Source organism: Nocardioides sp. P4_G4, assembly GCF_056401085.1.
Map to the genome: position 1 here is coordinate 19,365 of NZ_JBFUKA010000003.1, position 21,930 is coordinate 41,294.

Consider the following 21,930-nt stretch of genomic DNA (forward strand, 5'->3'; position numbering starts at 1 on the left):
CACGTCGTGGTGGATGGCCGTCAGTGCTGGTAGGTGCCGTGGACGATCGCTCGTCCGAGGGTCTTGAAGGCCAGGTTGAACGACACGACCGCGTTGGAGGCGTCGGCGTCGACGCCGAGGCTCTCCTCGCCGACCGCGTGGACCACGAAGAAGTAGCGGTGCGGGTGGTCGCCCTGCGGGGGAGCGGCGCCGGTGAAGCCCGCGTCGCCGGCGTCGTTGCGGACGTGGAACGCCTTGCCGGGGAGATCGCCGGCCGCGGCACCGGTGTCGAGGGAGGTGACGTCGGCCGGGAGGTCGACGAGCGACCAGTGCCAGAAGCCGCTCGGGGTCGGGGCATCGGGGTCGAAGCAGGTGACGACGAAGCTCTTCGTGCCCGCCGGCGCACCCTCCCAGCTGAGCTGGGGCGAGGTGTTGCCGTGCTCGGCGACCTGGTCGTCCTTCAGCGGCTGGCCGTCGGTGACGTCGGTGCTGGTCACCGTGAACGACGGCACGGTCGGGAGGTAGTCGTAGGGATTGGGGGCGATGGGGCGTTCGAGGCTCATACAACGAACCTAGGAGTGCGGTGGTTGCCGTTTCAAGGGTGGACGGGACGGACGGCGACGAGCAGGCGCGGGAGGATGGGCGTCATGAGCGACCCCACGCCGTACCTCTCGGGACTGATCCTGCGCGACCGCCGGGTCGTCGTGGTCGGCGGCGGGCACGTGGCCCAGAGGCGGGTCCCGCTGCTCATCGCCGCCGGCGCCCGCGTCACCGTCGTCTCGCCCGTGGTCACCCCGGCCCTGGAGGGGATGGGGGGCGAGATCACCCTCGAGCTGCGACGCTTCGAGCCGACCGACCTCGACGGCGCGTGGTACGTCATCGCGGCCACCAACGACCCCGACGCCAACACGCTGGTCTCCGAGGCGGCCGAGGAGCGCCGCATCTTCTGCGTCCGCAGCGACGACGCCACGGCCGCGACGGCGTGGACGCCTGCGGTGGGGCGACACGGCACCGCGACCATCGGCGTCCTCGGCAACCGCGAGCCGCACCAGTCGGCCACGCTGCGCAACGACATCCTCACCGCGCTGCGCGACGGCCACCTCACCGCGTCGGGAGCCCTGGACCGCTCGCCCGGCGTCGTGCTGGTCGGCGGCGGTCCGGGGGACCCCGAGCTGGTCACCGTGGCCGCCCGGCACGCCCTGGCCTCGGCCGACGTGGTCGTCGCCGACCGGCTGGCCCCCCGCGAGCTGCTCGACGAGCTGGGGCCGGGCGTCGAGCTCATCGACGTGACCAAGCTGCCGCGCGGCCGCTCGGCGCTGCAGGAGCACATCAACGAGCTCCTCGTGGACCGGGCCCGCGCCGGCAAGCGGGTCGTCCGGTTCAAGGGCGGCGACAACTTCGTCTTCGGCCGCGGCTACGAGGAGGTCATCGCCTGCGAGGCCGCCGGGGTCCCGGTGACGGTCATCCCCGGGCTCTCCTCGTCGGTGGCGGTGCCCGGCGTGGCGCAGATCCCGGTGACCCACCGTGGCATCACCCACGAGTTCACCGTCGTGTCCGGTCACCTGCCGCCCGGCCACCCCGACTCGCTGGTGGTGTGGCCGGCGATCGCCCAGCTGCGCGGGACCGTGGTGCTGATGATGGCCGTCGAGAACGCCCCGCACATCGCCGCAGCCCTCCTCGACGGCGGCCGCCCGRCCGACACCCCGGTCGCCGTCGTCGTCGAGGGCACCATGCCCGAGGAGCGCACCGTGCTGGCCACCCTGGGCACCCTCGCCAACGAGCTCACCGCCCACCGCGTGCGGCCGCCGGCGATCATCGTGGTCGGCGAGGTCGTGGCCGTGGCGCACCCTGCGCACTACGGGCGGGATGCCGCTCACCGATGATGGGCACCATGGATGCGTGCCGTGGCTGACCTGATCGAGATCTCCGACCCCGCGGACCCCCGGCTGGCCGACTACCGCGACCTGCGCGACGTGGAGCTCCGCAAGCACCTGGAGGCCGAGCACGGTCTCTTCCTCGCCGAGGGGGAGAAGGTCGTACGCCGTGCCGTCGAGGCCGGCTTCGTCCCGCGGTCGCTGCTCATGGCGCCGCGGTGGATCGACGGACTCGCCGACGTGCTGGCCACGACGGACGCGCCCTGCTACGTGCTCTCCGAGGCGATGGCCGAAGAGGTCACCGGCTTCCACGTGCACCGCGGGGCGCTCGCCTCGCTGGAGCGACGCCCGCTGCCCCCGGTGGCCGACGTGCTGGCCGGCGCCCGGTCCGTGCTGGTGCTGGAGGACATCGTCGACCACACGAACGTCGGCGCCATCCTGCGCTCGGGTGCGGCCCTGGGCTTCGACGCCGTGCTCCTCTCGCCGCGCTGCGCGGACCCCCTCTACCGGCGCGCGATCAAGGTCGCGATGGGCGCGGTGTTCACCATGCCGTGGACCCGCCTCCCCGACTGGTACGACGCCCTGCCGGACCTGACAACCGCCGGCTTCACCACCGTCGCGCTCACCCTCGCCCCGGACTCGACGCCGATCGAGGAGGCGGTGGCCGGCGTCGACAGACTGGCGCTGGTGCTCGGGTCCGAGGGGCATGGGCTCTCGCCGCGCTGGGAGCAGTCGGCCGACCGGCGCGCGATCATCCCGATGCGCGAGGGCATCGACTCGCTCAACGTCGCTGCCGCCACGGCGGTCGCCTGCTACGTCGCCGCCCACCGCTGACCGGGCGCTGAGCGGGCGCTCTCGACCGGCCGGCCGCTAGTACAGCGCCGCCACGTCGTCGAGCAGTGCCCCGGCACCGAGGACGGGGACCATGAGGTAGGCCGTCCGGATGGTCCACATCGCGACCGCCGAGCGGCGTACCGGGTCGAGCAGGGCACGGCGGACCGGCAGCAGCACCGCGACCACGGCGAGCACCAGTCCCACCGCAGGCAGGACGAGCGGGAAGGGCGCCACCAGCACGACGGGGACCAGCCAGCGGCRCCGCCCGGACGACGTCCAGCGGGGGAGGCCCCGTGCGGCGGCGTCCACGAGCGGGACCACCGCGCACCCGAAGACGAACGGGATCGCGACGAAGGACGCGACCGCGAGCCACGTCGGCTCGAGCAGGGTCAGGTCGACACCGTCGGGGTGCAGGACCAGCGCCCCCACGACGAGCCCCGCCGTCACGCCCACGGTGAGCGACCGCAGCCAGGGGCCGCCGACCAGCCAGGGGGAGACGGCGACGTATGCCGCGCCGCCGACGACCCCGACCGCCACGCCGAGCATCGCCAGGTTGTAGAACCCGAAGAGCGTGACCTCGCCGACGGTGAACCCGTCGTCGGTCAGGCGTCCGCGGAGCGCGTCGTCGGAGGTCAGTCGCAGCACGAACATCGCCAGCCGGGACAGCCCGGCCGTGCACACGATGCCGAGGGGGACCCCACCCAGGACGATGACGCGGCACAGCTCGCCCAGCTCCGCGGCGTACGACGGAGCGACGTCCCCGCGGCGGCCGTGCACGGGTGGGGCCATGTCCCATTGCGCGCCTCGGGGACCACCGGGGGCAAGAGCCGGTCTGGACCGTCCCGGTCAGGCGGAGCCGCGGCGCTGGCGGGCGGCCTCGTCGAGCACGATCGACCCGGCCGTGGCGGCGTTGAGGGAGCTGGCCGAGCCGGCCATCGGGATGGACACGAGCTCGTCGCAGGCCTCTCGCCACGCGGCGGTCATGCCGGCGGTCTCGTTGCCGACGACCACCACCAGCGGACCGGTGAGGTCCGCGGCGCGGAGGTCCACCGACCCGGTCTCGTCGGTCCCTACGACGTGGACGCCCGCCGGGCGCGCCCAGTCGAGCACCTCCCGGTGCGAGGGGGCCCGGACGACGGTCAGCGCGAACAGGGAGCCGGTGCTGGCGCGGACCGCACGAGGGTCGTAGGGATCTGCGGCGTGCCCGGTGACGACGAGGCCGGTGGCACCGAACGCGTCCGCGGACCGCGCCAGGGTGCCGATGTTGCCCGGCTGGGTGGGACGGTCGAAGACCACGGTGAGGCCACTCGGGTCGAGCCGGGACAGGTCGTCCGGTGGCATGGCCACCACCGCGAGGAGCTCGGACGGCTCGTCCTTCTCGCTGAGCTCGGCGACCAGCTCGGGCGCCATCACGACCCGCTCGGCGTCGGTCGATCCCCAGACCCCGGCCGCCCAGGCCGACATCCGCGGTCGACCGTCGGAGACGAGGGCCCGGATCGTCCAGCCGTGCTCGATGGCCAGCGTGATCGGCCGTACGCCCTGCACCAGCAGCTCGCCGAGGCGGTGCCGCTTGGTGCGGTTGTGGAGCAGCGACTCCCACTGCTGGAAGCGGGCGTTGCGGCTGGTGATGCGGACGGTCACGACCCGGCCGGYCAGTCGAGGGGATAGTCGTCGGCGGCCTTGTCGTGCTGCTTCTGGAGCTTCTTGCGGGCCTTGGTGGGGAGCCGGTCGCCGAACACGGTGCCGAGGGTGTGGTCGGTCTCGTGCTGGAGGCACCGCGCCAGCAGTCCGTCGCCCTCGAAGTGGACCGGCTCGCCATCGAGGCCGGTGCCGTCGACCGCCGCCCAGTCGGGGCGCGCGCACTCGACGAACGCCCCGGGGAAGGACAGGCAGCCCTCCTCGCCGTCGTCGAGACTACGGTCGCGACCCTCGGGGAGCGTCACCACCGGGTTGCAGACCACGCCGACGGTGTGCGCGCCGCTCTCGTCGGGGCAGTCGAAGACGAACATCGCCACGTCCTCGCCGACCTGGCAGGCCGCGAGCCCGACCCCGTCGGCGGCGTACATCGTGGCCACCATGTCGGCGGCCAGCGACCGGAGCGCGTCGTCGTACGACACCACCCGCTGCTGCGCGGAGTGCATCACCGGGGTGCCCCACCGCGTGACTGGACGGGCCGTGCCGCCCGTGGGGAGCGGGCCGTGGGGTGCGTGGACGGTGGGGGCCTGGGGGTCGACGGGCATGGCGAGAATCCTAGTGACGTACGCCGGGGTCCCCGACACGCAGACTCGCCCCGACAGTCTGTGGCGTCATGTGTAACTCAGAGTTACATTAGGAGCATGTACCTCACCGCAGACTTCCTCAGGCGAGGACGCAGGCCGGGCGGGAAGCACGGTCTGTCCTCCACGGAGAGCCGCGACCCGATCGGCCTGGCCGTCGCCGGCCTCAACCGGTTGGCGCAGAGCGAGGTGCTCGACCGGCTGGGCCTGCGCACGCAGGCCGAGCAGGCGGTCTTCACCGTGACCCGCAACGGCTTCCGCACCGCGACCGCCGCAGGGCGCCAGTTCGCCCGTGTCGGCACCCGCGGTGCACCGGGCGCCCGGCCGGGGACGGCCTCGGCCGGCGGGGTCTTCGACCTCACCCCGACCGAGGACGAGCAGATGCTCGTCGACGTGGTGGGGGAGTTCGCCGCGGAGGTGGTGCGTCCCGCCGCCGCCGAGGCCGATGCGGCGTGCGCGGCTCCCGACGCCCTGCTGCGGGCCGGCCTGGAGATCGGGCTGCCGATCCTGGGTGTCCCCGAGTCCCTGGGCGGCATCTCCGAGGAGCGCTCGGCGATGGCCGGCACCCTCGTCGCCGAGGCGCTGGCCCACGGCGACATGGGCCTCGCGGTGGCGGCACTGGCCCCGGGCTCCGTGGCCACCGCCCTCGGGCTGTGGGGCACCGACGCCCAGCAGCAGACCTACCTGCCCGCCTTCACCGGCGACGACGTGCCCGCCGCCGCGCTGGCCCTCACCGAGCCCACGGTGCTCTTCGACCCGCTCTCGCCGGCCACGACCGCCCGTCGCGACGGTGACGGGTTCGTCCTCGACGGCCTTAAGTCGGCGGTGGTCCGCGGTGCCGAGGCCGAGCTCTTCGTCGTGGGTGCCGAGCTCGAGGGCCGACCGGTCCTCTTCCTCGTCGAGTCGTCCGCCGACGGCCTGTCGATCGAGGCGGACCCGTCGATGGGCGTGCGCGCCGCCTCACTGACCCGGCTCGCGCTGACCGGCGTGCGCGTCCCCTCCGACGCCGTCCTCGGCGAGGTCGACGGGTCGACGTACGTCGAGTGCGTGCGGCTGTCCCGCCTCGCCTGGTGCGCGCTCGCGGTCGGCACCGGTCAGGCGGTCCTCGACTACGTCACCACGTACGTCAACGAGCGCGAGGCGTTCGGCGAGCCGATCAGCCACCGCCAGGCGGTCGCGTTCATGGTCGCCGACATCGCCATCGAGCTGCAGGCCATGCGGCTGGTGACCTACAAGGCCGCCTCGCGGGCCGCGCAGGGCAAGGATTTCGCCCGTGAGGTGGCGCTCGCCCGCTCGCTGTGCGCCGACAAGGGCATGCGGATCGGCCTCGACGGCGTCCAGCTGCTCGGGGGCCACGGCTTCGTCAAGGAGCACCCGGTCGAGCGGTGGTACCGCGACCTGCGTGCCATCGGGATCATGGAAGGAAGCGTGCTCGTCTAATGATCAACCTCGAGACACCCCGCAAGCACCGCACGCTCGTCGACCAGGCCCACCAGGTCGCCATGAACATGCTGCGACCCATCTCCCGCAGGTACGACCGCGAGGAGCACTCCTACCCCAAGGAGCTCGACATGCTCGCGGCGATGATCGACGGGCTCTCCGAGTCCGGGTCGTCGGAGGGAGCCGGCGCCGYCGGTGTACGCCGCGACGAGAGCGACGCTGCCGCGGGCGGCGTCCGCAACGGGGCGAACCTCGCGTCCGTGATGTCGGTCGCCGAGATGTGCTGGGGCGACACCGGACTGCTGCTCTCCATGCCCCGCCAGGGCCTCGGCAACTCCGCCATCGCCTCGGTCGCCACACCCGAGCAGCAGGAGCGGTACGCCGGCACCTGGGCGGCGATGGCCATCACCGAGCCCAGCACCGGCTCGGACTCCGCCAGCATCTCCACCACCGCCCGTCTCGACGGCGACGAGTACGTCATCAACGGCGAGAAGATCTACGTCACCTCGGGCGAGCGGGCCGACAGCGTGGTCGTGTGGGCCACTCTGGACAAGTCCCTCGGGCGTGCGGCGATCAAGTCGTTCGTCGTCCGCAAGGACAACCCCGGGATGAAGGTCGAGCGCCTGGAGCACAAGCTCGGCATCCGGGCCTCGGACACGGCGGCGATCACGTTCACCGACTGCCGGGTGCCGGCCGAGGACCTGCTGGGCTCGCCGGAGATCGATGTCAAGCAGGGGTTCGCCGGGGCGATGGCCACCTTCGACAACACCCGGCCGCTGGTGGCCGCGATGGCGGTCGGCTGCGCCCGCGCCGCGCTCGACCTCACCCGCGACCTGCTGGAGCAGGCCGGGGTGGGGATCGACTACGACCGTCCGGCCCAGGTGCAGTCCGCCGCTGCGGCGACGTTCCTCCGGCTCGAGGCCGACTGGGAGGGTGCCCAGCTGCTCACCATGCAGGCGGCCTGGATGGCCGACAACCGCAAGCCCAACTCGCTCGAGGCCTCGATGGCCAAGGCCAAGGCGGGCCGGGTGGGCTCCGACATCACGCTGTCCTGCGTGCAGCTGGCCGGCTCGCTGGGCTACAGCGAGGTCGAGCTGCTCGAGAAGTGGTCGCGCGACTCCAAGATCCTCGACATCTTCGAGGGCACCCAGCAGATCCAGCTGCTGATCGTGGCCCGTCGGGTGCTCGGGCTCACCAGCGCCGAGCTGCGCTGAGCGCCCGTGTCGCGCCCTCGATTCCGGCTCAGGAGATCGAGCGGAACGGGTCGTGCTCGGCGAGGATCTTGTCCACGCGGGCCTGGTCGATACGGCTGACGACGGTGAGGTTCTCCTGCGCGTCGCGCACGCACTTGGCGAGCGTGAAGGCGGACGTCGTGACATACATGAGGCCGAGCCCGAGGAACGCGCGGATCCACGGGTCCACGGGCAGGTAGAGGATCGCGAAGACCATGGCGACCAGGGCGACCCCGAAGGAGATCGCGGCCTGGGCGAAGAAGGCGTTGGTGTTCTTGGACTGTGTGGGAGTGCTCATGGGGCAACCCTCGCGGTCGGCGCGGGATGCCGGACCCGGTCGGCTACCCGACGCGCCCTGAGTACGACGGCTCAACCGCGACCAGTACCTTCGGGCCATGGCCGAGAGCAGCGCGCACATGTCACCCGAGGAGTTCCGCCGGCACGGGCACGCGGCGATCGACTGGATCGCCGACTACTGGGCGTCGCTCGACGACCTGCCGGTCCTCGCCCAGGTCGCGCCGGGCGACGTACGACGCGCGCTCCCGGAGGCCCCGCCCGAGCAGGCCGAGGGCTTCGACGCCCTGCTGGCCGACCTCGACGAGGTGGTCGTGCCGGGCCTGACGCACTGGCAGCACCCGCGCTACTTCGCCTACTTCCCGGCCAACTCGTCGCCGGCCGCGATCCTCGGCGACCTCCTCTCCAGCGGCATCGGCGCCCAGGGGATGATCTGGGCCACCAGCCCGGCGGTCACCGAGGTCGAGCAGGTCGTCGTCGACTGGCTCGCGCAGGCCCTCGGTCTCCCCGAGCAGTTCCGCCACGCCGCCCCGGGCCAGGGCGGCGGCGTCATCCAGGACACCGCATCCACCGCGACCTTCACCGCGCTGCTCGCGGCCCTGCATGCCGCGAGCGGCGGCCGGGTCCGCGACGTCGGGCTCGGCGACACCCGCTGGACGGTGTACGGCTCCTCGCAGGCCCACTCGTCGCTGGTGAAGGCGGCGATGATGGCCGGCCTCGGCTCCGAGTCGGTCCGGATGGTCGACGTGGACCCGGCCACCCAGGCGATGGACGTGCGCAGCCTCGAGCGGATGCTGGCCGAGGACATCGACGACGGCTGCCGCCCGGTGTTCGTCCAGGCCTGCGTGGGCACGACGTCCACCGGGGCCGTGGACGACGTGCAGGCGATCGCGGAGGCCCTCGACGGCGTCGGCGCGTGGCTGCACGTCGACGCGGCGTGGGCAGGCGTGGCGGCGGTCTGTCCCGAGCACCGCGACATCCTGACCCGTGGTCTGCACCTCGCCCAGTCGATGGTCACCAACCCGCACAAGTGGCTGCTCACCACCTTCGACTGCAGCGTCCTGTGGGTGCCCGACCGGGACTCGCTGACCGGCGCGCTGTCGCTGACCCCGGAGTACCTGCGCAACGCCGCGTCCGACTCCGGCGAGGTGGTCGACTACCGCGACTGGCACCCGCAGCTCGGACGGCGGTTCCGCTCGCTCAAGCTGTGGGCGGTGCTGCGCACCTACGGCCTGGAGGGCCTGCGCGCCCACATCCGCGAGGGCGTCGACCTGGCCCGCCGGGTGGAGGAGCTGGTGGCCGACGACGAGCGTTTCGAGCTGGTCACCCCGCGCAGCCTGAGCCTCGTCGTCTTCCGCGCCGTGGCCGGGGACGAGGAGACGATGGCGATGATGGAGCGGGTCAACGCCTCCGGCGTGGCCTACCTCAGCCACACCCGGGTCGAGGGGCGGGCGGCCATCCGATGGGCCGTGGGCAGCTGGCGCACCACCCCCGCGGACATCGACCGCACCTGGACTGCCCTCACGGAGGTGGCCGCGCCACCCGAGTGATGCTCGGATGGGGGCATGAAGCTCTACGCCGACAGCCCCGGCCGCCGTACCGCCCAGATCGTCGCCGACCTCCTCGTGGTCGCCTGGCTCGTCCTGTGGGTGTGGGTCGGGATGGCCGTCCACGACGGCACCACGGCCCTGGCCGGGCCCGGGCGGCAGACCGACGAGTCCGCCTCGGCGATGGCCGGGCAGCTGCGCGACGCGGGCGGCCGGCTGGACGACGCACCCCTCATCGGTGACGAGCTGGCGACGCCCTTCGACAAGGCGGCGGAGGCCTCCGACGGGATCGCCGCGGCCGGACGGGCGTCCGTCGAGGCGGTCGAGCAGCTGGCCGTCGTGCTGGGCCTCGCGATCGCCCTCATCCCGATCCTGGTGATCCTCGCCGTCCACCTGCCCCGGCGGTGGCGGTTCATCCGGGAGGCGACGGCCGGGGCGCGCTTCATCGACTCCGCCGACGACCTCGACCTCTTCGCCCTGCGGGCGCTCGCCCACCAGCCGATGCGGGTGCTGGCCCGGGTGAGCGACGACCCCGCCGGCGACTGGCGTCGCAAGGACCCGGACGTCGTACGACGCCTCGCCGAGCTCGAGCTCGAGGACGTCGGCCTGCGCCCGCGTGGCGTGCTCACGTAGCGGCGAGTGCCGCGTCCAGCTCGCCCATCAGCTCCCGCTTGCGATGCGGGTCGGCGAAGGATGCCTCGATCGAGTTGCGCGCAAGCGTCGCAAGATCGGCGGCTGCGAGGTGGCCGGCCTCGACCAGCGCATCCAAGTTGTCATCGACGTAACCACCGAAGTACGCGGGGTCGTCGGAGTTGACGGTCACCTCGAGACCGCGCTCCAGCATCGTCGGCAGAGGGTGTGAGGCGATGCTCCCGACCACTCTCAGACTGACGTTCGAGAGCGGACACACAGTGAGCGGCAGCTGATCCTCGACGAGGCGCTGGACGAGCCGGTCATCCTCGAGACACCTGATGCCGTGGTCGATCCGTTGAACGCCCAAGAGGTCGATTGCCTCCCAGACGTAGCTGGGCGGACCTTCCTCGCCCGCATGAGCGACCCGGTTGAGTCCCTCGGCGCGAGCCCGCTCGAACACCCGCCGAAACTTCGAGGGCGGGTTGCCCGCCTCGGCGGAGTCGAGCCCCACCCCGATGAAGGGGACGTCGAGGGCCAGGACCGAGTCGAGCGTGGCGGCTGCAGACTCCTCACTGTCATCGCGCAGGAACGCCACGATGAGGCCACTGCTCAGGCCATGAGTGCGCAACGACGCGGACAGGGGACCAGACACCCCGTCCATGACGTCACGCAGCGGGACCCCGCGCCGTACATGTGCCTGCGGGTTGAGGAAGACCTCAGCGTGCCGAACTCCTGCCGAGGCAGCACGATCCAGGTAGGCCGTGGTCATGTCGGAAAAGTCTTCGGCGACGCGCAACACGGAGACGTTGGCGTAGCAGAGGTCCAGGAACGACTGCAGGTCGGTGAAGGCGTAGCGCGCCTTCAGCTCATCGAGGTCTGCGTAGGGCAGTGCGACCCTGTTCCGTTCGGCGATCGCGAAGATCGTTTCGGGCTCGAGGGTGCCCTCCAGATGGAGATGCAGTTCTGCGATCGGGAGCATGCTCGCCTGCATACCACCACTTCGCCCGACGGCGGCGCGTCAGGACAGGAATCGAACCCTGGGCGGACTGCGCCCGCGTGGCGTACTCACGTAGATTCCTGACACGTGCGTTTCCTCCACGACGCGGCCCCGCCGCACGACCTGACCTACGACGACGTCTTCATGGTCCCGAGGCACTCCGCCGTGGCCAGCCGGTACGACGTCGACCTCGCCACCCACGACGGCACCGGTGCGACGCTGCCGCTGGTGGTGGCCAACATGACGGCCATCGCCGGCAAGCGGATGGCCGAGACGACGGCCCGCCGTGGCGGCCTCACCGTGATCCCGCAGGACATCCCGATCCCGGTGGTCACCGACGTCGTGCGCTGGATCAAGCAGCGCCACCACGTCTTCGACACCCCGATCGAGCTCGCCCCCACTCAGACGGTGGCGGAGGCGCTCTCGCTCATCCCGAAGCGCTCCCACCGGGCCGCCGTGGTGGTCGAGGACGGTCGCCCCGTCGGGGTCGTGTCCGAGGCCGACTGCGCCGAGGTCGACCGCTTCGCCCAGGTCGGCGCCGTGATGCGCCGCGACCTGGTCACGGTCACTGCCGACGCGGACCCGCGGGTCGTCTTCGACCGGCTGGACGCGGCCAAGGCGCCGCTCGCCGTCGCGGTCGGCGACGACGGGGCGCTCGTCGGCGTCCTCACCCGGCTGGGCGCGCTGCGCGCCACCCTGTACGCCCCGGCGGTCGACGCCACCGGCGGCCTGCGCATCGCCGCGGCGGTCGGCGTCAACGGCGAGGTCGCCTCCCGGGCCGCGGCACTCCTCGACGCCGGGGTCGACTGCCTCGTCGTCGACACGGCCCACGGCCACCAGGACCGGATGATCGAGGCCCTGCGCGCGGTGCGGGCGCTCTCACCCGAGGTCCCGGTCGTGGCGGGCAACGTCGTGTCCGCGGAGGGGACCCGGGCCCTGGTCGAGGCCGGGGCCGACATCGTCAAGGTCGGTGTCGGGCCGGGGGCCATGTGCACGACCCGGATGATGACCGGCGTCGGGCGCCCGCAGTTCAGCGCGGTGCTGGAGTGCGCTGCCGCCGCCCGCGACCTGGGCCGGCACGTGTGGGCCGACGGGGGAGTGCGTCACCCCCGCGACGTGGCGCTGGCCCTGGCCGCCGGGGCCAGCTCGGTGATGATCGGCTCGTGGTTCGCCGGCACCCACGAGTCGCCCGGCGACCTCATGCACGACGCTGACGGCCGGGCCTTCAAGGTGTCCTTCGGGATGGCGTCGGCGCGGGCCGTGGCCAACCGGACCTCGACCGAGTCGGCGTACGACCGGGCCCGCAAGGGGCTCTACGAGGAGGGCATCTCCTCGTCGCGGATGTACCTCGAGCCGGCGCGGCCGGGCGTCGAGGACCTCATCGACCAGATCTGCTCGGGGCTGCGGTCCTCGTGCACGTACGCCGGCGCCACGACGCTCGAGGAGTTCCACGAGCGGGCGGTGGTCGGCCTGCAGTCGGCGGCCGGCTTCCACGAAGGACGGCCGCTGAGCACCTCCTGGTGAGGAGGCGCCCAGCGGCCGCCGGGTCGTGCTGGGGTCAGGCGTGGGTCACACCCGCGTGCTCGGTGCCGACCCGTTGGTGGGGGCCGGCGCGGACGTCTCGTCCGTGCCCGGCTCCTGCTCGAACGAGAGGCGGAAGTCGTCACCGTGCTCGGTGACGCCCGCGATCACGGCCTCGTGCACGGCCTCACGGGCCACGCGCGTGCGCACGATCATCGAGTCCTGGCTGAGGTCCTTCACCAGGGACACGCACAGGCCGATCATCACGATGACGAACGGCACGGCCGCGACGATGGTGATCGTCTTGAGGCCGTCGAGAGCGGTGTCACCGCCGACCAGGAGCATGACCGCGGCCACGCCACCGGTGGCGACGCCCCAGAAGATGACCGGGCCCTTGCTCGGCTCGATGGCGCCGTTCTGCGAGAGCGACCCCATGACGATGGACGCCGCGTCCGCACCCGAGACGAAGAAGATCGCCACCAGGACCATCACCAGCACGCTGGAGACGGCGGCCAGCGGGAACTGGTCCAGCATGGTGAACAGCTGGTCCTCGAGGGCGCCGGCGCCGTAGATGTCGCTGCCGTCCATCTGCAGCTTGATGGCCGAGCCACCGAAGATCGCGAACCAGACCAGGCTGACCATGCTGGGCACCAGCAGCACGCCGGAGACGAACTGGCGGATCGTGCGACCGCGCGAGATCCGCGCGATGAACATCCCGACGAAGGGGGTCCAGGAGATCCACCAGGCCCAGTAGAAGACGGTGTAGCTGCTCAGCCAGGCCGCGGCCTCCTCGCCGTCGGCGTTGGTGCGCCCGGCCATGGTCGGCAGCTCGCGGACGTAGGAGGCGATCGACGTCGGGATGATGTCGAGGATGAACATCGTCGGACCCACGACGAACACGAACACCGCGAGCAGCAGCGCCAGCACCATGTTGATGTTGGAGAGCCACTGGATGCCCTTGGCGACGCCGGAGACGGCCGAGAGGATGAAGCAGACGGTCAGCACCGCGATGATGCCGACGAGCACGCCGTTGCCGACCTCGCCCAGCCCGGTCACGATCCGGAGGCCGCTGGCGATCTGGATGGCACCGAGGCCGAGCGACGCCGCCGAGCCGAAGAGCGTGGCGAAGATCGCCAGGATGTCGATGACCTTGCCGGCCGGGCCGTTGGCGTGCCGGCCCAGCAGCGGCTCGAAGGCCGCGCTGATGAGCTGCAGGCGGCCCTTGCGGTAGACGCCGTACGCGATGGCGAGACCCACGACCGCGTAGATGGCCCACGGGTGCAGGGTCCAGTGGAAGAGCGTGTGCGCCATCGCCGTCTCGGCACGCTGTGGGTCGGTGAGACCCTCGGAGCCGGGCGGTGCGAAGCCCTCGGTGTCGGCGAAGAAGGTGAGCGGCTCGTTGACCCCGTAGAACATGAGCCCGATGCCCATGCCGGCGGAGAACATCATCGCGACCCACGAGGTGGTGGAGAACTCCGGCTCGTCCCCGTCGCGACCGAGGGGGATGTTGCCGTACTTGCCCAGCGCCAGCCACAGCGCGAAGACCACGAAGCCGGACGCCGTGAGCACGAACAGCCAGCCGAGGTACTTCATGGTGCTGGTCAGCGCACTGCCCGAGGCACTGGCCAGGGAGGCGGTGTCGAGGAAGCCCCAGAGCAGGAAGCCGACGGCGATCGCGGCGGTGACTCCGAAGACGACCTTGTCGAGGACCTGGGGCCGCTCGGACTCGGCGGGGGGCTCGACGTCGAGCGCGGGGTGGGGGATCACCGAGTCGGTGGGGGACTTGAGGGAGTCGGAGAGCTGGCGCTCCGACGTCTTTTCCTGGGTCACTGGGTGGTGACACCTCCTGGGGTTACTCGTGAGAACGGGCCCGTCGACACTAGGGGCTGTCGTGCACGACGGACGAACCCAGAGCCGTGAGCGTGACGTGATGCACACGCTCGCCGCGTGCGCTCAGCGCGAGCTGGTGACCCGTCGTCCGCGCACGACGCCCACGAAGGCCTGCGTGACGTCGTCGTCGCGGTCGCGGAGCCACACCAGCGCGATGGTGGTGGGCTCGAGGTCGCTCACGGGGCGCGTGACGACGTCCTTGCGCTGGAAGAGGCGGGCCACGCTCATCGGCACGACRACCACCCCGGTGCCCGCGGCGACGGTCTCGATCGCGTCCTTCTCCGACATCGGCGGCCAGTCGAGCTGCTCCGCGGTCGGCGTCCAACCGCTGGCGTGCGGGCGCACCAGCTGCTCGTCGGCCAGGTCCTCCAGGGTCACCTCGTCGACCGCGCCGATGACGTGCTCGAGGCCGGCGACGGCGACCGGCACCTCGTCGTACAGGCGGATGCAGTGCAGCTCTCCCTGACCCGCGGTGCCCGCCGTGTCGACCGGCAGCCGTACCAGCGCCATGTCGAGGCTGCCGTCGCGGACGCCGGCGACCTGCTCCTCCTCGGTGACCGGGACCAGCTCGAGGAGCTCGCGTCGGCGCTCGCGCCAGGCGCGGGCCCACTTGTCGGGGGTCGCGCCGGTCACGAAGCCGATGCGCAGGGTCGGTCGGCGGGGGTCACTCACCCGGCGAGCCTAGGGTGACGGGTGTGATCACGCACGTGCTGCTCCACCTCGAGCGGGGTCCCGGCTCCCTGGTTGCGCTGCTGTCGGGACACGGCGTCCGGATCGACACTCCCTGAAAGCGACTTTCGGGCGTACGGTCCCAGCATGGGGTGGATTCTTCTCGGGGGCGTGGTGGCCTACTTCGTGGTGTTCGGCGTCATCCTGGAGCGGCGGTGGCGGCGCGACCCGCCCGGCCTGATGCAGTCCGACTCACCGGGGGTGCCGGGCCTGGGTGAGGCACCGATCCGCGTGCACCACCGGATGGGTCCCTCGGGCAGGCCGCGGCGCGGCCGCTGAGCACCCACAGGCTGGCCGACGCTGCCGCCGCATTCACCAGCAATGCGCGCAATGCCGACCTGCGCCGCGCCCAGCTGAGCTTCCTCGGGGCATGGACGGCCGAGTGGGCGTTCACCGTCGCGCTCGGCATCGTGGCCTACCGCGAGGGCGGTGCGACCGCTCTCGGCCTGGTGGGGCTGCTGCGGATGGTGCCGTCCGCGATCTGTGCACCCCTGCTCACGCCCTTCGCCGATCGCGGGCGCCGGGAGCGTGTCCTGGTGGTCGTGTCCACGGTGCGCGGCGTCGCGACCGCGGCGGCCGCCGTCGTCGCCGCTGTGGGCGGCGCACCTTGGGCGATCTACGTCCTGGCGGTGGTCTCCACGATCGCGGCCACGCTCTTCCGTCCGGCCCACTCCGCGCTGCTGCCCTCGTTGTGCCGCACCGGGCACGAGCTGGTCAGCGCCAACGTCGTACGCGGGATGCTCGACTCCTTGGCCACCCTGGTCGGTCCGCTCATCGCCGCGGTGCTGCTCGAGGTGGCGGACGTCGAGGTGGTGTTCGGCGTGGCCGCCGCTGCGTCCTTGTGGTCCGCCGGCCTCCTGCTCCGACTCCAGTACGACGCCCCGCCCCGTCCGTCCGCGTCGGCCCGGCGCCGCCTCGTGCGGGAGGCGATCGACGGGATCGGGGTCGTCGTCCACGACCGCGACCTGGCACTGGTGCTCGGCCTGGCAGCAGCGCAGTCCTTCACGCGCGGAGCGCTGACCGTGTTCTCGGTCGTGGTCTCCATCGAGCTGCTCGACCGGGGGGAGCCGGGTGCCGGCACGCTGATGACCGCCGTCGGTGTGGGCGCGGTCCTCGGCTCGCTGGGTGCGTCGCTCCTCGTCGGCACCCGACGACTGGGTGCGTGGTTCGCGGCCGGGGTCGCTCTGTGGGGCCTGCCGCTGGTGCTCGTCGGCCTGGTCCCGCAGGACGTCGCGGCGCTGGGCTTCCTCGCCCTCGTCGGCATCGGGAACGCGTTGATCGACGTCGCGGGCTTCACGCTCCTGGGCCGGCTGGCGCCCGACGAGGTGCTGGCGCGGGTGTTCGGGGTGCTCGAGAGCCTCGTCGCGCTGTCCATCGGGGTCGGCGCCGTCGCCGCGTCGTGGGCGGTGGAGGCGTGGGGGGTGCGCGCGGCACTGGTCGGCATCGGTCTCGTCTGCCCCGTGCTGGCGGCGGCGTCGTGGTGGCGGTTGCAGGCCCTCGACCGTTCGGTGGTGGTGCACGACGTGGAGGTGAGCCTGCTGCAAGGGGTCCCCATGCTGCGGACCCTGCCGCTGCCCTCCGTCGAGCAGCTCGCCCGCGGTCTGGAGTCGGTGCAGGTCCCGGCGGGCACGACGGTGTTCAGCCAGGGCGACGTCGGCGACCGCTTCTACGTGGTCGAGTCGGGCGAGGTGGACGTGGTGGGTGACGGGCGGCTGGTGGCGACCCTCGGGCCCGGTGAGGGCTTCGGCGAGATCGCCCTGCTCCGACGAACTCCGCGGACCGCCACGGTCGTGGCACGCGGCGACGTACGGCTGCGGGCGCTGCTCTCGGACCGGTTCCTGCCCGTCGTCCTCGGCTACACGCCGAGCGCCCAGGAGGCCGCGCGGGGTGTGGACGCGCTGCTCGACCGCTACGACCCGGAGCACCCGTCCGGGAATCCGCCGACCTCTGGCCCTTGAGGGTGACGGAGGGGTCTGTCATCGTGAGGCATGTCGTCGGTCCGCGCGCTCATGCTCATCGCGGACATCGGTGGCTACACCGAGTACATGAGCACCCACCGCATGAGCCTCGCGCACGCCCAGGTCAACACGGGCCGGTTGCTCGAGCGGGTGATCGACGCGGCCCCGGGTCTCGAGCTGCTGGAGATCGAGGGTGACGCGGCGTTCCTCTACCGCGAGACCGGCTCCCAGGCCGCGGACGCGCTGGTCCGCGAGGTCACGGACGTCGCCGCGGCGATGCACCGGGCGTTCCATCTCGAGCGTGAGTACGTCGCCACGAACCTGTGCCCTTGCTCGGGTTGCAAGCAGGCGGCCAACCTCACCCTGAAGTTCGTCGCCCACGTGGGGGACGTCGCCACCCAGACCATCCGCCGGCGCCGCAAGATCGTCGGCATCGACGTCATCCTGGTGCACCGGTTGCTGAAGAACCCGGTCCCGGTGCGGGAGTACGTGCTGCTGACGGAGGACCTCCTGGGTGACGGACCCTCCCGCCTCCGTGATCCGGCGCAGGAGATCTCGCCGGACATCGAGGGCTTCGGTCCGGTCCGGGCCTACTACGTCGACGTGACGGCTCTGGACGGGGTCGACGCGACGCTCCCGGGCCCCACGTGGCGCGGACGGCTGTCGCGCACGGCGTACGCCGCCGGAGCCGGTCTGCCGTACATGCTCGGCCGGCGACGCCGGCACCCCGCGGGATCGGTCGGGGGGTAGTGCCATGACCGACGCCACCCCCGACCTCACGGCCATCGAGGCCGAGCGCGAACGCATCCGACGAGCGCACCTGCGCCCGACGGGGGAGCGACCAGAAACCACGGCCCGGGGACTGCACCACACCGCGCTCATCAGCAGCGACGTGGAGCGCACCATCGGGTTCTACCAGGACCTGCTGGGGTTCCCGCTCACCGAGCTCATCGACAACCGTGACTACCCGGGCTCCTCGCACTTCTTCTTCGACATCGGCAACGAGAACCTTCTTGCGTTCTTCGACTTCCCCGGCCTGGACGTGGGCCCCTACGCGGAGGTCCTGGGCGGACTGCACCACCTGGCGATCTCCGTGGCACCGGAGCGGTGGCACGAGATCGTGCACCGCCTGGAGGAGGCCGGGGTCGAGCACGCGGTGCACAGCAAGGTCTCGGTCTACTTCCGCGACCCCGACGGAGCACGCATCGAGCTCATCGCCGATCCGCTGGGCGAGATGTACGGGAGCAAGGTGCTGTGAGGGACGGGCCGGCTCGACTCGACGAGGAGAGCACCGGACGCGTCTGACCCGATGTCGCAGGCCGGTCACACCCGCTCCCGGTGCGCTTGGATGGGCCCATGACGGACCTGCCCGGCTCCTACGAGGCCATCGTCGCGTCACTGCCGCGACACCGGCGTGATCTCTTCCGAGCCCGCCTGGAGCGCTGGTGGCCGGACCTGCTGGAGGGCCTGTCCGCGGTGTACGAGGACGCGGCGGGGGTGGGGGAGCGGGTCGTGGCCCAGGCCGCACGCGCCTTCGTGGAGCGTGACGACGACCTCCACGACCTCGACCTGCGGCGCTCGTTGGCCCCCGACTGGTTCCAACGTCCGGAGATGGTCGGCTACGCCGCGTACGCCGACCGGTTCGCGGGCACGCTCCGCGGCGTGGCCGAGAGGGCGCCGTACCTCCAACACCTCGGGGTCACCTACCTGCACCTGCTGCCCCTCCTCCAGCCACGGCCGGGGGACAGCGACGGTGGCTACGCGGTGATGGACTACCGGACGGTCCGTGAGGACCTCGGCACCATGGACGACCTGCGCGACCTCGCGCGGACCCTGCGCGAGGCGGGCATCTCGCTGTGCCTGGACCTGGTGCTCAACCATGTCGCCGCGGAGCACGAGTGGGGGGTGCGGGCGCGGGAGGGGGACGCGCACTACCGCGACTACTTCCACGTCCACCCCGACCGCTCGGTCCCGGACGCGTACGAGGCGAGCCTCCCCGAGGTGTTCCCCGACTTCGCACCCGGGAACTTCACCTGGGACGACCAGCTCCGCGGCTGGGTGTGGACGACGTTCAACAGCTGGCAGTGGGACGTCAACTGGGCCAACCCCGACGTCTTCTGCGAGTACGCCGACATCGTGCTGAACCTGGCCAACCACGGAGTGGACGCGATCCGGCTCGACGCGGTCGCCTTCATGTGGAAGCGCATGGGCACCTCGTGCCAGAACCAGCCTGAGGTGCACGCCCTCACCCAGGCCCTCCGCACGGTGACCCGGATGGCATGCCCGGCGACCATCTTCAAGGCAGAGGCGATCGTGGGGCCCCGCGACCTGGTGCAGTACCTCGGGACCGGTCCCCGACACGGGAAGGTGAGCGACCTCGCCTACCACAACGGGCTGATGGTGCAGCTCTGGTCGATGCTTGCCGCCGGCGACGTCCGCCTGGCCAGCGAGGCGCTCCAGCGCCTCGACCGCATCCCGGCCTCCACCGCCTGGATCACCTACGCTCGCTGCCACGACGACATCGGCTGGGCGATCGACGACGAGGACGCCGCCGCGGTGGGCCTCAACGGCTTCGACCACAGATCCTTCCTGGCCGACTTCTACAGCGGCGCATTCCCGGGCTCGTGGGCTCGAGGGCTGGTCTTCCAGCACAACCCCGCGACCGGTGACCGGCGCATCTCCGGGAGCCTGGCCAGCCTCGCGGGACTCGAGTGCAACGACCCGCTCGCCGTCGACCGGATCCTGCTCGCCCACTCCCTGATCCTCGGTTGGGGCGGGCTGCCGGTCCTGTGGATGGGCGACGAGATCGGGCTGCTCAACGACCCGCTCTGGGCTGACGACCCTGCCCACGTGGGCGACAACCGGTGGGCGCACCGACCCACGATGCCGTGGCCGGTGGACGAGGAGGACCACCTGCTGCAGCACGTACGCCGACTGGTGGCCGCCCGCGCGGGCACCCCACACCTGCACGCGTCGACCGGCACCCGGGTCCTCGACCCGCACGATGCCGGCGTCCTGCTCACGCTGCGCGAGCACCCCCTCGGACCCATGGTCGGCGCGTACAACATGACGGGGACGGAGCGCTGGGTGTGGGGCGACCGGCTGCGAGCCGTGGGCCTCGACCCGCAGCACTGCGTGGACCGGATCAGCGGATCGGCGCCCGAGCTGGCCGGACCGGGCGACGTGCGACTACGGCCGTACCAAGCGGTGTGGCTGATCAACGGCTGACCCTCTGCGGGACCTGCAGATCCGGCGGTGGCGTCGGCGCCCGACACACCTGAGGATGGGGTGCATGGCCGACAACGTGCTGTGGATCATCTCCGATGACCAGACGCGGTCGTCGCTGCCCACCATGGACACGACGTGGAAGCGGCTGGTGGAGAAGGGCGTGCGGTTCCGGCGGGGCTACACCGCGATGCCACTGTGCGGGCCCGCTCGCGCCTCGATGCTCACGAGCCGCTACCCGCACGATCACCGCTGCGACACCAACCGGACCCACCAGCGCTTCGTCGCGCTGGGGCACGACCGTGACACCGTCGCGACGCGGATCCGCGGGGCTGGCTACGGCACGGGCTACTTCGGCAAGTACATGAACGGCCTGGTCACCGACCCCGGGTACGTCGCACCCGGATGGGGGCGTTGGGTCGCGACGATCGGTCTCGAGGGACAGGTCAGCGTGGATGGCGAGCTGCGCGACGTCGGACCCCAGAAGGCCGCCGACGACTTCGCCGCGGACCGCTTGCGACGGTTCGTGGAACGACACCGCGACGCAGGTCCATGGTTCGCCGTGTGGGCGCCGTCGACGCCTCACAGCCCCTACACCCCCAGTCGTGAGCACCGCCACGACTTCGACGACGTCCGCTGGGACCCGCCCGCGTTCAACGAGGCCGACATGTCCGACAAGCCCACGTGGTTGCGGAACCTCCCCCTCAAGGATCGGGCACGGATGCAGGCCGCGCTGGAGGGCAAGCTGGAGGAGCTGCAGGATCTCGACGACCAGATGGGCCTCCTGCTCGACCTCCTGTGGCACACCGACCAGCTGGACCGGACGTGGATCTTCTTCGTCTCCGACAACGGCTTCCTGCTCGGGGAGCACCGTCTCTCGGCCAAGGAGCAGCCGTACGAGGAGTCGGCGGGCGTGCCCTACGTCGTGCGCGGTCCCGGGGTCGAGCCGGGCGTCCGCGACGCCCTCGTGTCCCAGGTCGACCTGATGCCCACGACACTCGAGATCGCCGGGCTCGATCCCGATGCCGGCCGCGAGCTCTCCGGCCGCTCGATGCTGGGTCCGCTGCGTACCGGGGACTGGTCGTCGTGGCGTCACCGGCTGCTGGTGGAGAACACGTTCTTGGACTGGGCGATGCTCCGCCAGGGCCCGACCGCCTACATCGAGCACCACGAGCGCGACGAGTGGGAACTGTACGACCTCGCCACCGACCCCCACCAGCTCGTCAGCCGCCGCGACGCCGACGTCACCCAGCTGTCCGCCCGCGTGACTCAGATGCGTTCGGCGCGAGGGCGTGCACTGCGAGCCCTCGAGGAGTAAGCCACTGCGTCGCGGGCCGAAATGAAGAAAAGGCCCCGTGGAGCCGGGGCCTTCTCAGTGTCCGAGGGGGGACTTGAACCCCCACGCCCTAATACGGGCACTAGCACCTCAAGCTAGCGCGTCTGCCAATTCCGCCACCCGGACGAGTGCTGGAGAACCGTAGCAAGACGTCTGCCCAACTCT

21 protein-coding genes and 1 tRNA gene are annotated in these 21,930 nt (G+C 71.8%); 13 read left to right on the top strand and 9 right to left on the bottom strand.

What is annotated here, in order from left to right; translation table 11 throughout:
• Positions 1-20: 20 nt before the first annotated feature.
• The gene (locus AC1DQF_RS01160) at positions 21-542 is read right to left on the bottom strand and encodes a YbhB/YbcL family Raf kinase inhibitor-like protein (protein ID WP_477523370.1); all 522 of its coding nucleotides are present in this window, start codon (positions 540-542) and stop codon (positions 21-23) included.
• Positions 543-626: 84 nt separating this feature from the next.
• Here AC1DQF_RS01160 and cobA point away from each other — a divergent pair, with 84 nt between their 5' ends.
• Positions 627-1,862, top strand: a complete 1,236-nt coding sequence (cobA, locus tag AC1DQF_RS01165) for a uroporphyrinogen-III C-methyltransferase (RefSeq protein ID WP_477523371.1) — start codon at positions 627-629, stop codon at positions 1,860-1,862.
• Positions 1,863-1,883: 21 nt separating this feature from the next.
• A complete protein-coding gene (locus tag AC1DQF_RS01170; RefSeq protein WP_477523372.1) occupies positions 1,884-2,687 on the top strand; it encodes a TrmH family RNA methyltransferase in 804 nt (267 codons plus the stop codon).
• A 36-nt stretch (positions 2,688-2,723) separates the two neighbouring features.
• Here AC1DQF_RS01170 and AC1DQF_RS01175 read toward each other — a convergent pair whose 3' ends face one another.
• From AC1DQF_RS01175 to def, 3 genes are read right to left on the bottom strand one after another with little or no spacing between them, the layout of a single operon-like run.
• On the bottom strand, positions 2,724-3,476 hold the full coding sequence (locus tag AC1DQF_RS01175) for a hypothetical protein (protein WP_477523373.1): 753 nt from the start codon (positions 3,474-3,476) through the stop codon (positions 2,724-2,726).
• 57 nt (positions 3,477-3,533) lie between these two features.
• Positions 3,534-4,328: a TrmH family RNA methyltransferase gene (locus AC1DQF_RS01180; protein ID WP_477523374.1), complete on the bottom strand. Its 795-nt coding sequence runs from the start codon at positions 4,326-4,328 to the stop codon at positions 3,534-3,536.
• Positions 4,325-4,927, bottom strand: a complete 603-nt coding sequence (def, locus tag AC1DQF_RS01185; RefSeq protein ID WP_477523375.1) for a peptide deformylase — start codon at positions 4,925-4,927, stop codon at positions 4,325-4,327. Before def ends, AC1DQF_RS01180 begins: the two co-directional genes overlap by 4 nt.
• Positions 4,928-5,023: 96 nt before the next feature.
• Here def and AC1DQF_RS01190 point away from each other — a divergent pair, with 96 nt between their 5' ends.
• Complete coding sequence (locus tag AC1DQF_RS01190; RefSeq protein WP_477523376.1) at positions 5,024-6,403, top strand: acyl-CoA dehydrogenase family protein; 1,380 nt, start codon at positions 5,024-5,026, stop codon at positions 6,401-6,403.
• Positions 6,403-7,617 carry an acyl-CoA dehydrogenase family protein gene (locus AC1DQF_RS01195; protein WP_477523377.1) on the top strand — a complete coding sequence of 405 codons (1,215 nt, stop codon included), beginning with the start codon at positions 6,403-6,405 and terminating at the stop codon, positions 7,615-7,617. Before AC1DQF_RS01190 ends, AC1DQF_RS01195 begins: the two co-directional genes overlap by 1 nt.
• 28 nt (positions 7,618-7,645) lie before the next feature.
• Here the strand turns inward: AC1DQF_RS01195 and AC1DQF_RS01200 are convergent, their stop codons facing one another.
• Complete coding sequence (locus AC1DQF_RS01200; RefSeq protein WP_477523378.1) at positions 7,646-7,933, bottom strand: YiaA/YiaB family inner membrane protein; 288 nt, start codon at positions 7,931-7,933, stop codon at positions 7,646-7,648.
• Positions 7,934-8,030: 97 nt separating this feature from the next.
• On the opposite strand from AC1DQF_RS01200, the gene AC1DQF_RS01205 reads away from it, so the two are divergent.
• Together AC1DQF_RS01205 and AC1DQF_RS01210 are read left to right on the top strand one after the other, a co-directional pair.
• The gene (locus tag AC1DQF_RS01205; protein WP_477523379.1) at positions 8,031-9,479 is read left to right on the top strand and encodes a pyridoxal-dependent decarboxylase; all 1,449 of its coding nucleotides are present in this window, start codon (positions 8,031-8,033) and stop codon (positions 9,477-9,479) included.
• 15 nt (positions 9,480-9,494) lie between these two features.
• Complete coding sequence (locus tag AC1DQF_RS01210; RefSeq protein WP_477523380.1) at positions 9,495-10,109, top strand: hypothetical protein; 615 nt, start codon at positions 9,495-9,497, stop codon at positions 10,107-10,109.
• Here AC1DQF_RS01210 and AC1DQF_RS01215 read toward each other — a convergent pair.
• Positions 10,102-11,088 (bottom strand): adenosine deaminase, encoded by a 987-nt coding sequence (locus AC1DQF_RS01215; RefSeq protein ID WP_477523381.1) that lies wholly within the window; start codon positions 11,086-11,088, stop codon positions 10,102-10,104. The genes AC1DQF_RS01210 and AC1DQF_RS01215 overlap by 8 nt on opposite strands.
• Positions 11,089-11,193: 105 nt before the next feature.
• On the opposite strand from AC1DQF_RS01215, the gene AC1DQF_RS01220 reads away from it, so the two are divergent.
• On the top strand, positions 11,194-12,630 hold the full coding sequence (locus tag AC1DQF_RS01220) for a GuaB1 family IMP dehydrogenase-related protein (RefSeq protein WP_477523382.1): 1,437 nt from the start codon (positions 11,194-11,196) through the stop codon (positions 12,628-12,630).
• Between the two features lie 45 nt (positions 12,631-12,675).
• Here the strand turns inward: AC1DQF_RS01220 and AC1DQF_RS01225 are convergent, their stop codons facing one another.
• Both AC1DQF_RS01225 and AC1DQF_RS01230 read right to left on the bottom strand, forming a co-directional pair.
• Complete coding sequence (locus tag AC1DQF_RS01225) at positions 12,676-14,457, bottom strand: BCCT family transporter (RefSeq protein ID WP_477523383.1); 1,782 nt, start codon at positions 14,455-14,457, stop codon at positions 12,676-12,678.
• 123 nt (positions 14,458-14,580) lie between these two features.
• Positions 14,581-15,189 carry a LysR substrate-binding domain-containing protein gene (locus tag AC1DQF_RS01230; protein ID WP_477523384.1) on the bottom strand — a complete coding sequence of 203 codons (609 nt, stop codon included), beginning with the start codon at positions 15,187-15,189 and terminating at the stop codon, positions 14,581-14,583.
• Positions 15,190-15,333: 144 nt separating this feature from the next.
• Here AC1DQF_RS01230 and AC1DQF_RS01235 point away from each other — a divergent pair, with 144 nt between their 5' ends.
• The 6 genes from AC1DQF_RS01235 (at position 15,334) to AC1DQF_RS01260 (ending at position 21,747) form a co-directional block, all read left to right on the top strand.
• Positions 15,334-15,525 (top strand): hypothetical protein, encoded by a 192-nt coding sequence (locus tag AC1DQF_RS01235; RefSeq protein WP_477523385.1) that lies wholly within the window; start codon positions 15,334-15,336, stop codon positions 15,523-15,525.
• A gap of 74 nt (positions 15,526-15,599) precedes the next feature.
• A complete protein-coding gene (locus AC1DQF_RS01240) occupies positions 15,600-17,204 on the top strand; it encodes an MFS transporter (protein WP_477523439.1) in 1,605 nt (534 codons plus the stop codon).
• 30 nt (positions 17,205-17,234) lie between these two features.
• Positions 17,235-17,954, top strand: a complete 720-nt coding sequence (locus tag AC1DQF_RS01245; RefSeq protein WP_477523386.1) for a DUF2652 domain-containing protein — start codon at positions 17,235-17,237, stop codon at positions 17,952-17,954.
• 4 nt (positions 17,955-17,958) lie between these two features.
• Positions 17,959-18,462 (top strand): VOC family protein, encoded by a 504-nt coding sequence (locus AC1DQF_RS01250; RefSeq protein ID WP_477523387.1) that lies wholly within the window; start codon positions 17,959-17,961, stop codon positions 18,460-18,462.
• 98 nt (positions 18,463-18,560) lie between these two features.
• Complete coding sequence (locus tag AC1DQF_RS01255) at positions 18,561-20,432, top strand: alpha-amylase family protein (protein WP_477523388.1); 1,872 nt, start codon at positions 18,561-18,563, stop codon at positions 20,430-20,432.
• A gap of 64 nt (positions 20,433-20,496) precedes the next feature.
• Positions 20,497-21,747 (top strand): sulfatase-like hydrolase/transferase, encoded by a 1,251-nt coding sequence (locus AC1DQF_RS01260; RefSeq protein WP_477523389.1) that lies wholly within the window; start codon positions 20,497-20,499, stop codon positions 21,745-21,747.
• A 58-nt stretch (positions 21,748-21,805) separates the two neighbouring features.
• On the opposite strand, the gene AC1DQF_RS01265 is transcribed toward AC1DQF_RS01260, so the two are convergent.
• Positions 21,806-21,891: transfer RNA gene (locus AC1DQF_RS01265), tRNA-Leu, on the bottom strand.
• Between the last annotated feature and the right edge of the window lie 39 nt (positions 21,892-21,930).

Excerpts from the sequence above, each read along its gene's own strand:
- AC1DQF_RS01210 (WP_477523380.1), top strand. The coding sequence starts at position 9,495 with ATGAAGCTCTACGCCGACAGCCCCGGCCGCCGTACCGCCCAGATCGTC.
- AC1DQF_RS01235 (WP_477523385.1), top strand. The coding sequence starts at position 15,334 with ATGGGGTGGATTCTTCTCGGGGGCGTGGTGGCCTACTTCGTGGTGTTC.
- AC1DQF_RS01260 (WP_477523389.1), top strand. The coding sequence starts at position 20,497 with ATGGCCGACAACGTGCTGTGGATCATCTCCGATGACCAGACGCGGTCG.
- AC1DQF_RS01160 (WP_477523370.1), bottom strand. The coding sequence starts at position 542 with ATGAGCCTCGAACGCCCCATCGCCCCCAATCCCTACGACTACCTCCCG.
- AC1DQF_RS01190 (WP_477523376.1), top strand. The coding sequence starts at position 5,024 with ATGTACCTCACCGCAGACTTCCTCAGGCGAGGACGCAGGCCGGGCGGG.
- AC1DQF_RS01205 (WP_477523379.1), top strand. The coding sequence starts at position 8,031 with ATGGCCGAGAGCAGCGCGCACATGTCACCCGAGGAGTTCCGCCGGCAC.
- AC1DQF_RS01245 (WP_477523386.1), top strand. The coding sequence starts at position 17,235 with ATGTCGTCGGTCCGCGCGCTCATGCTCATCGCGGACATCGGTGGCTAC.
- AC1DQF_RS01200 (WP_477523378.1), bottom strand. The coding sequence starts at position 7,933 with ATGAGCACTCCCACACAGTCCAAGAACACCAACGCCTTCTTCGCCCAG.
- AC1DQF_RS01215 (WP_477523381.1), bottom strand. The coding sequence starts at position 11,088 with ATGCTCCCGATCGCAGAACTGCATCTCCATCTGGAGGGCACCCTCGAG.
- AC1DQF_RS01255 (WP_477523388.1), top strand. The coding sequence starts at position 18,561 with ATGACGGACCTGCCCGGCTCCTACGAGGCCATCGTCGCGTCACTGCCG.
- AC1DQF_RS01250 (WP_477523387.1), top strand. The coding sequence starts at position 17,959 with ATGACCGACGCCACCCCCGACCTCACGGCCATCGAGGCCGAGCGCGAA.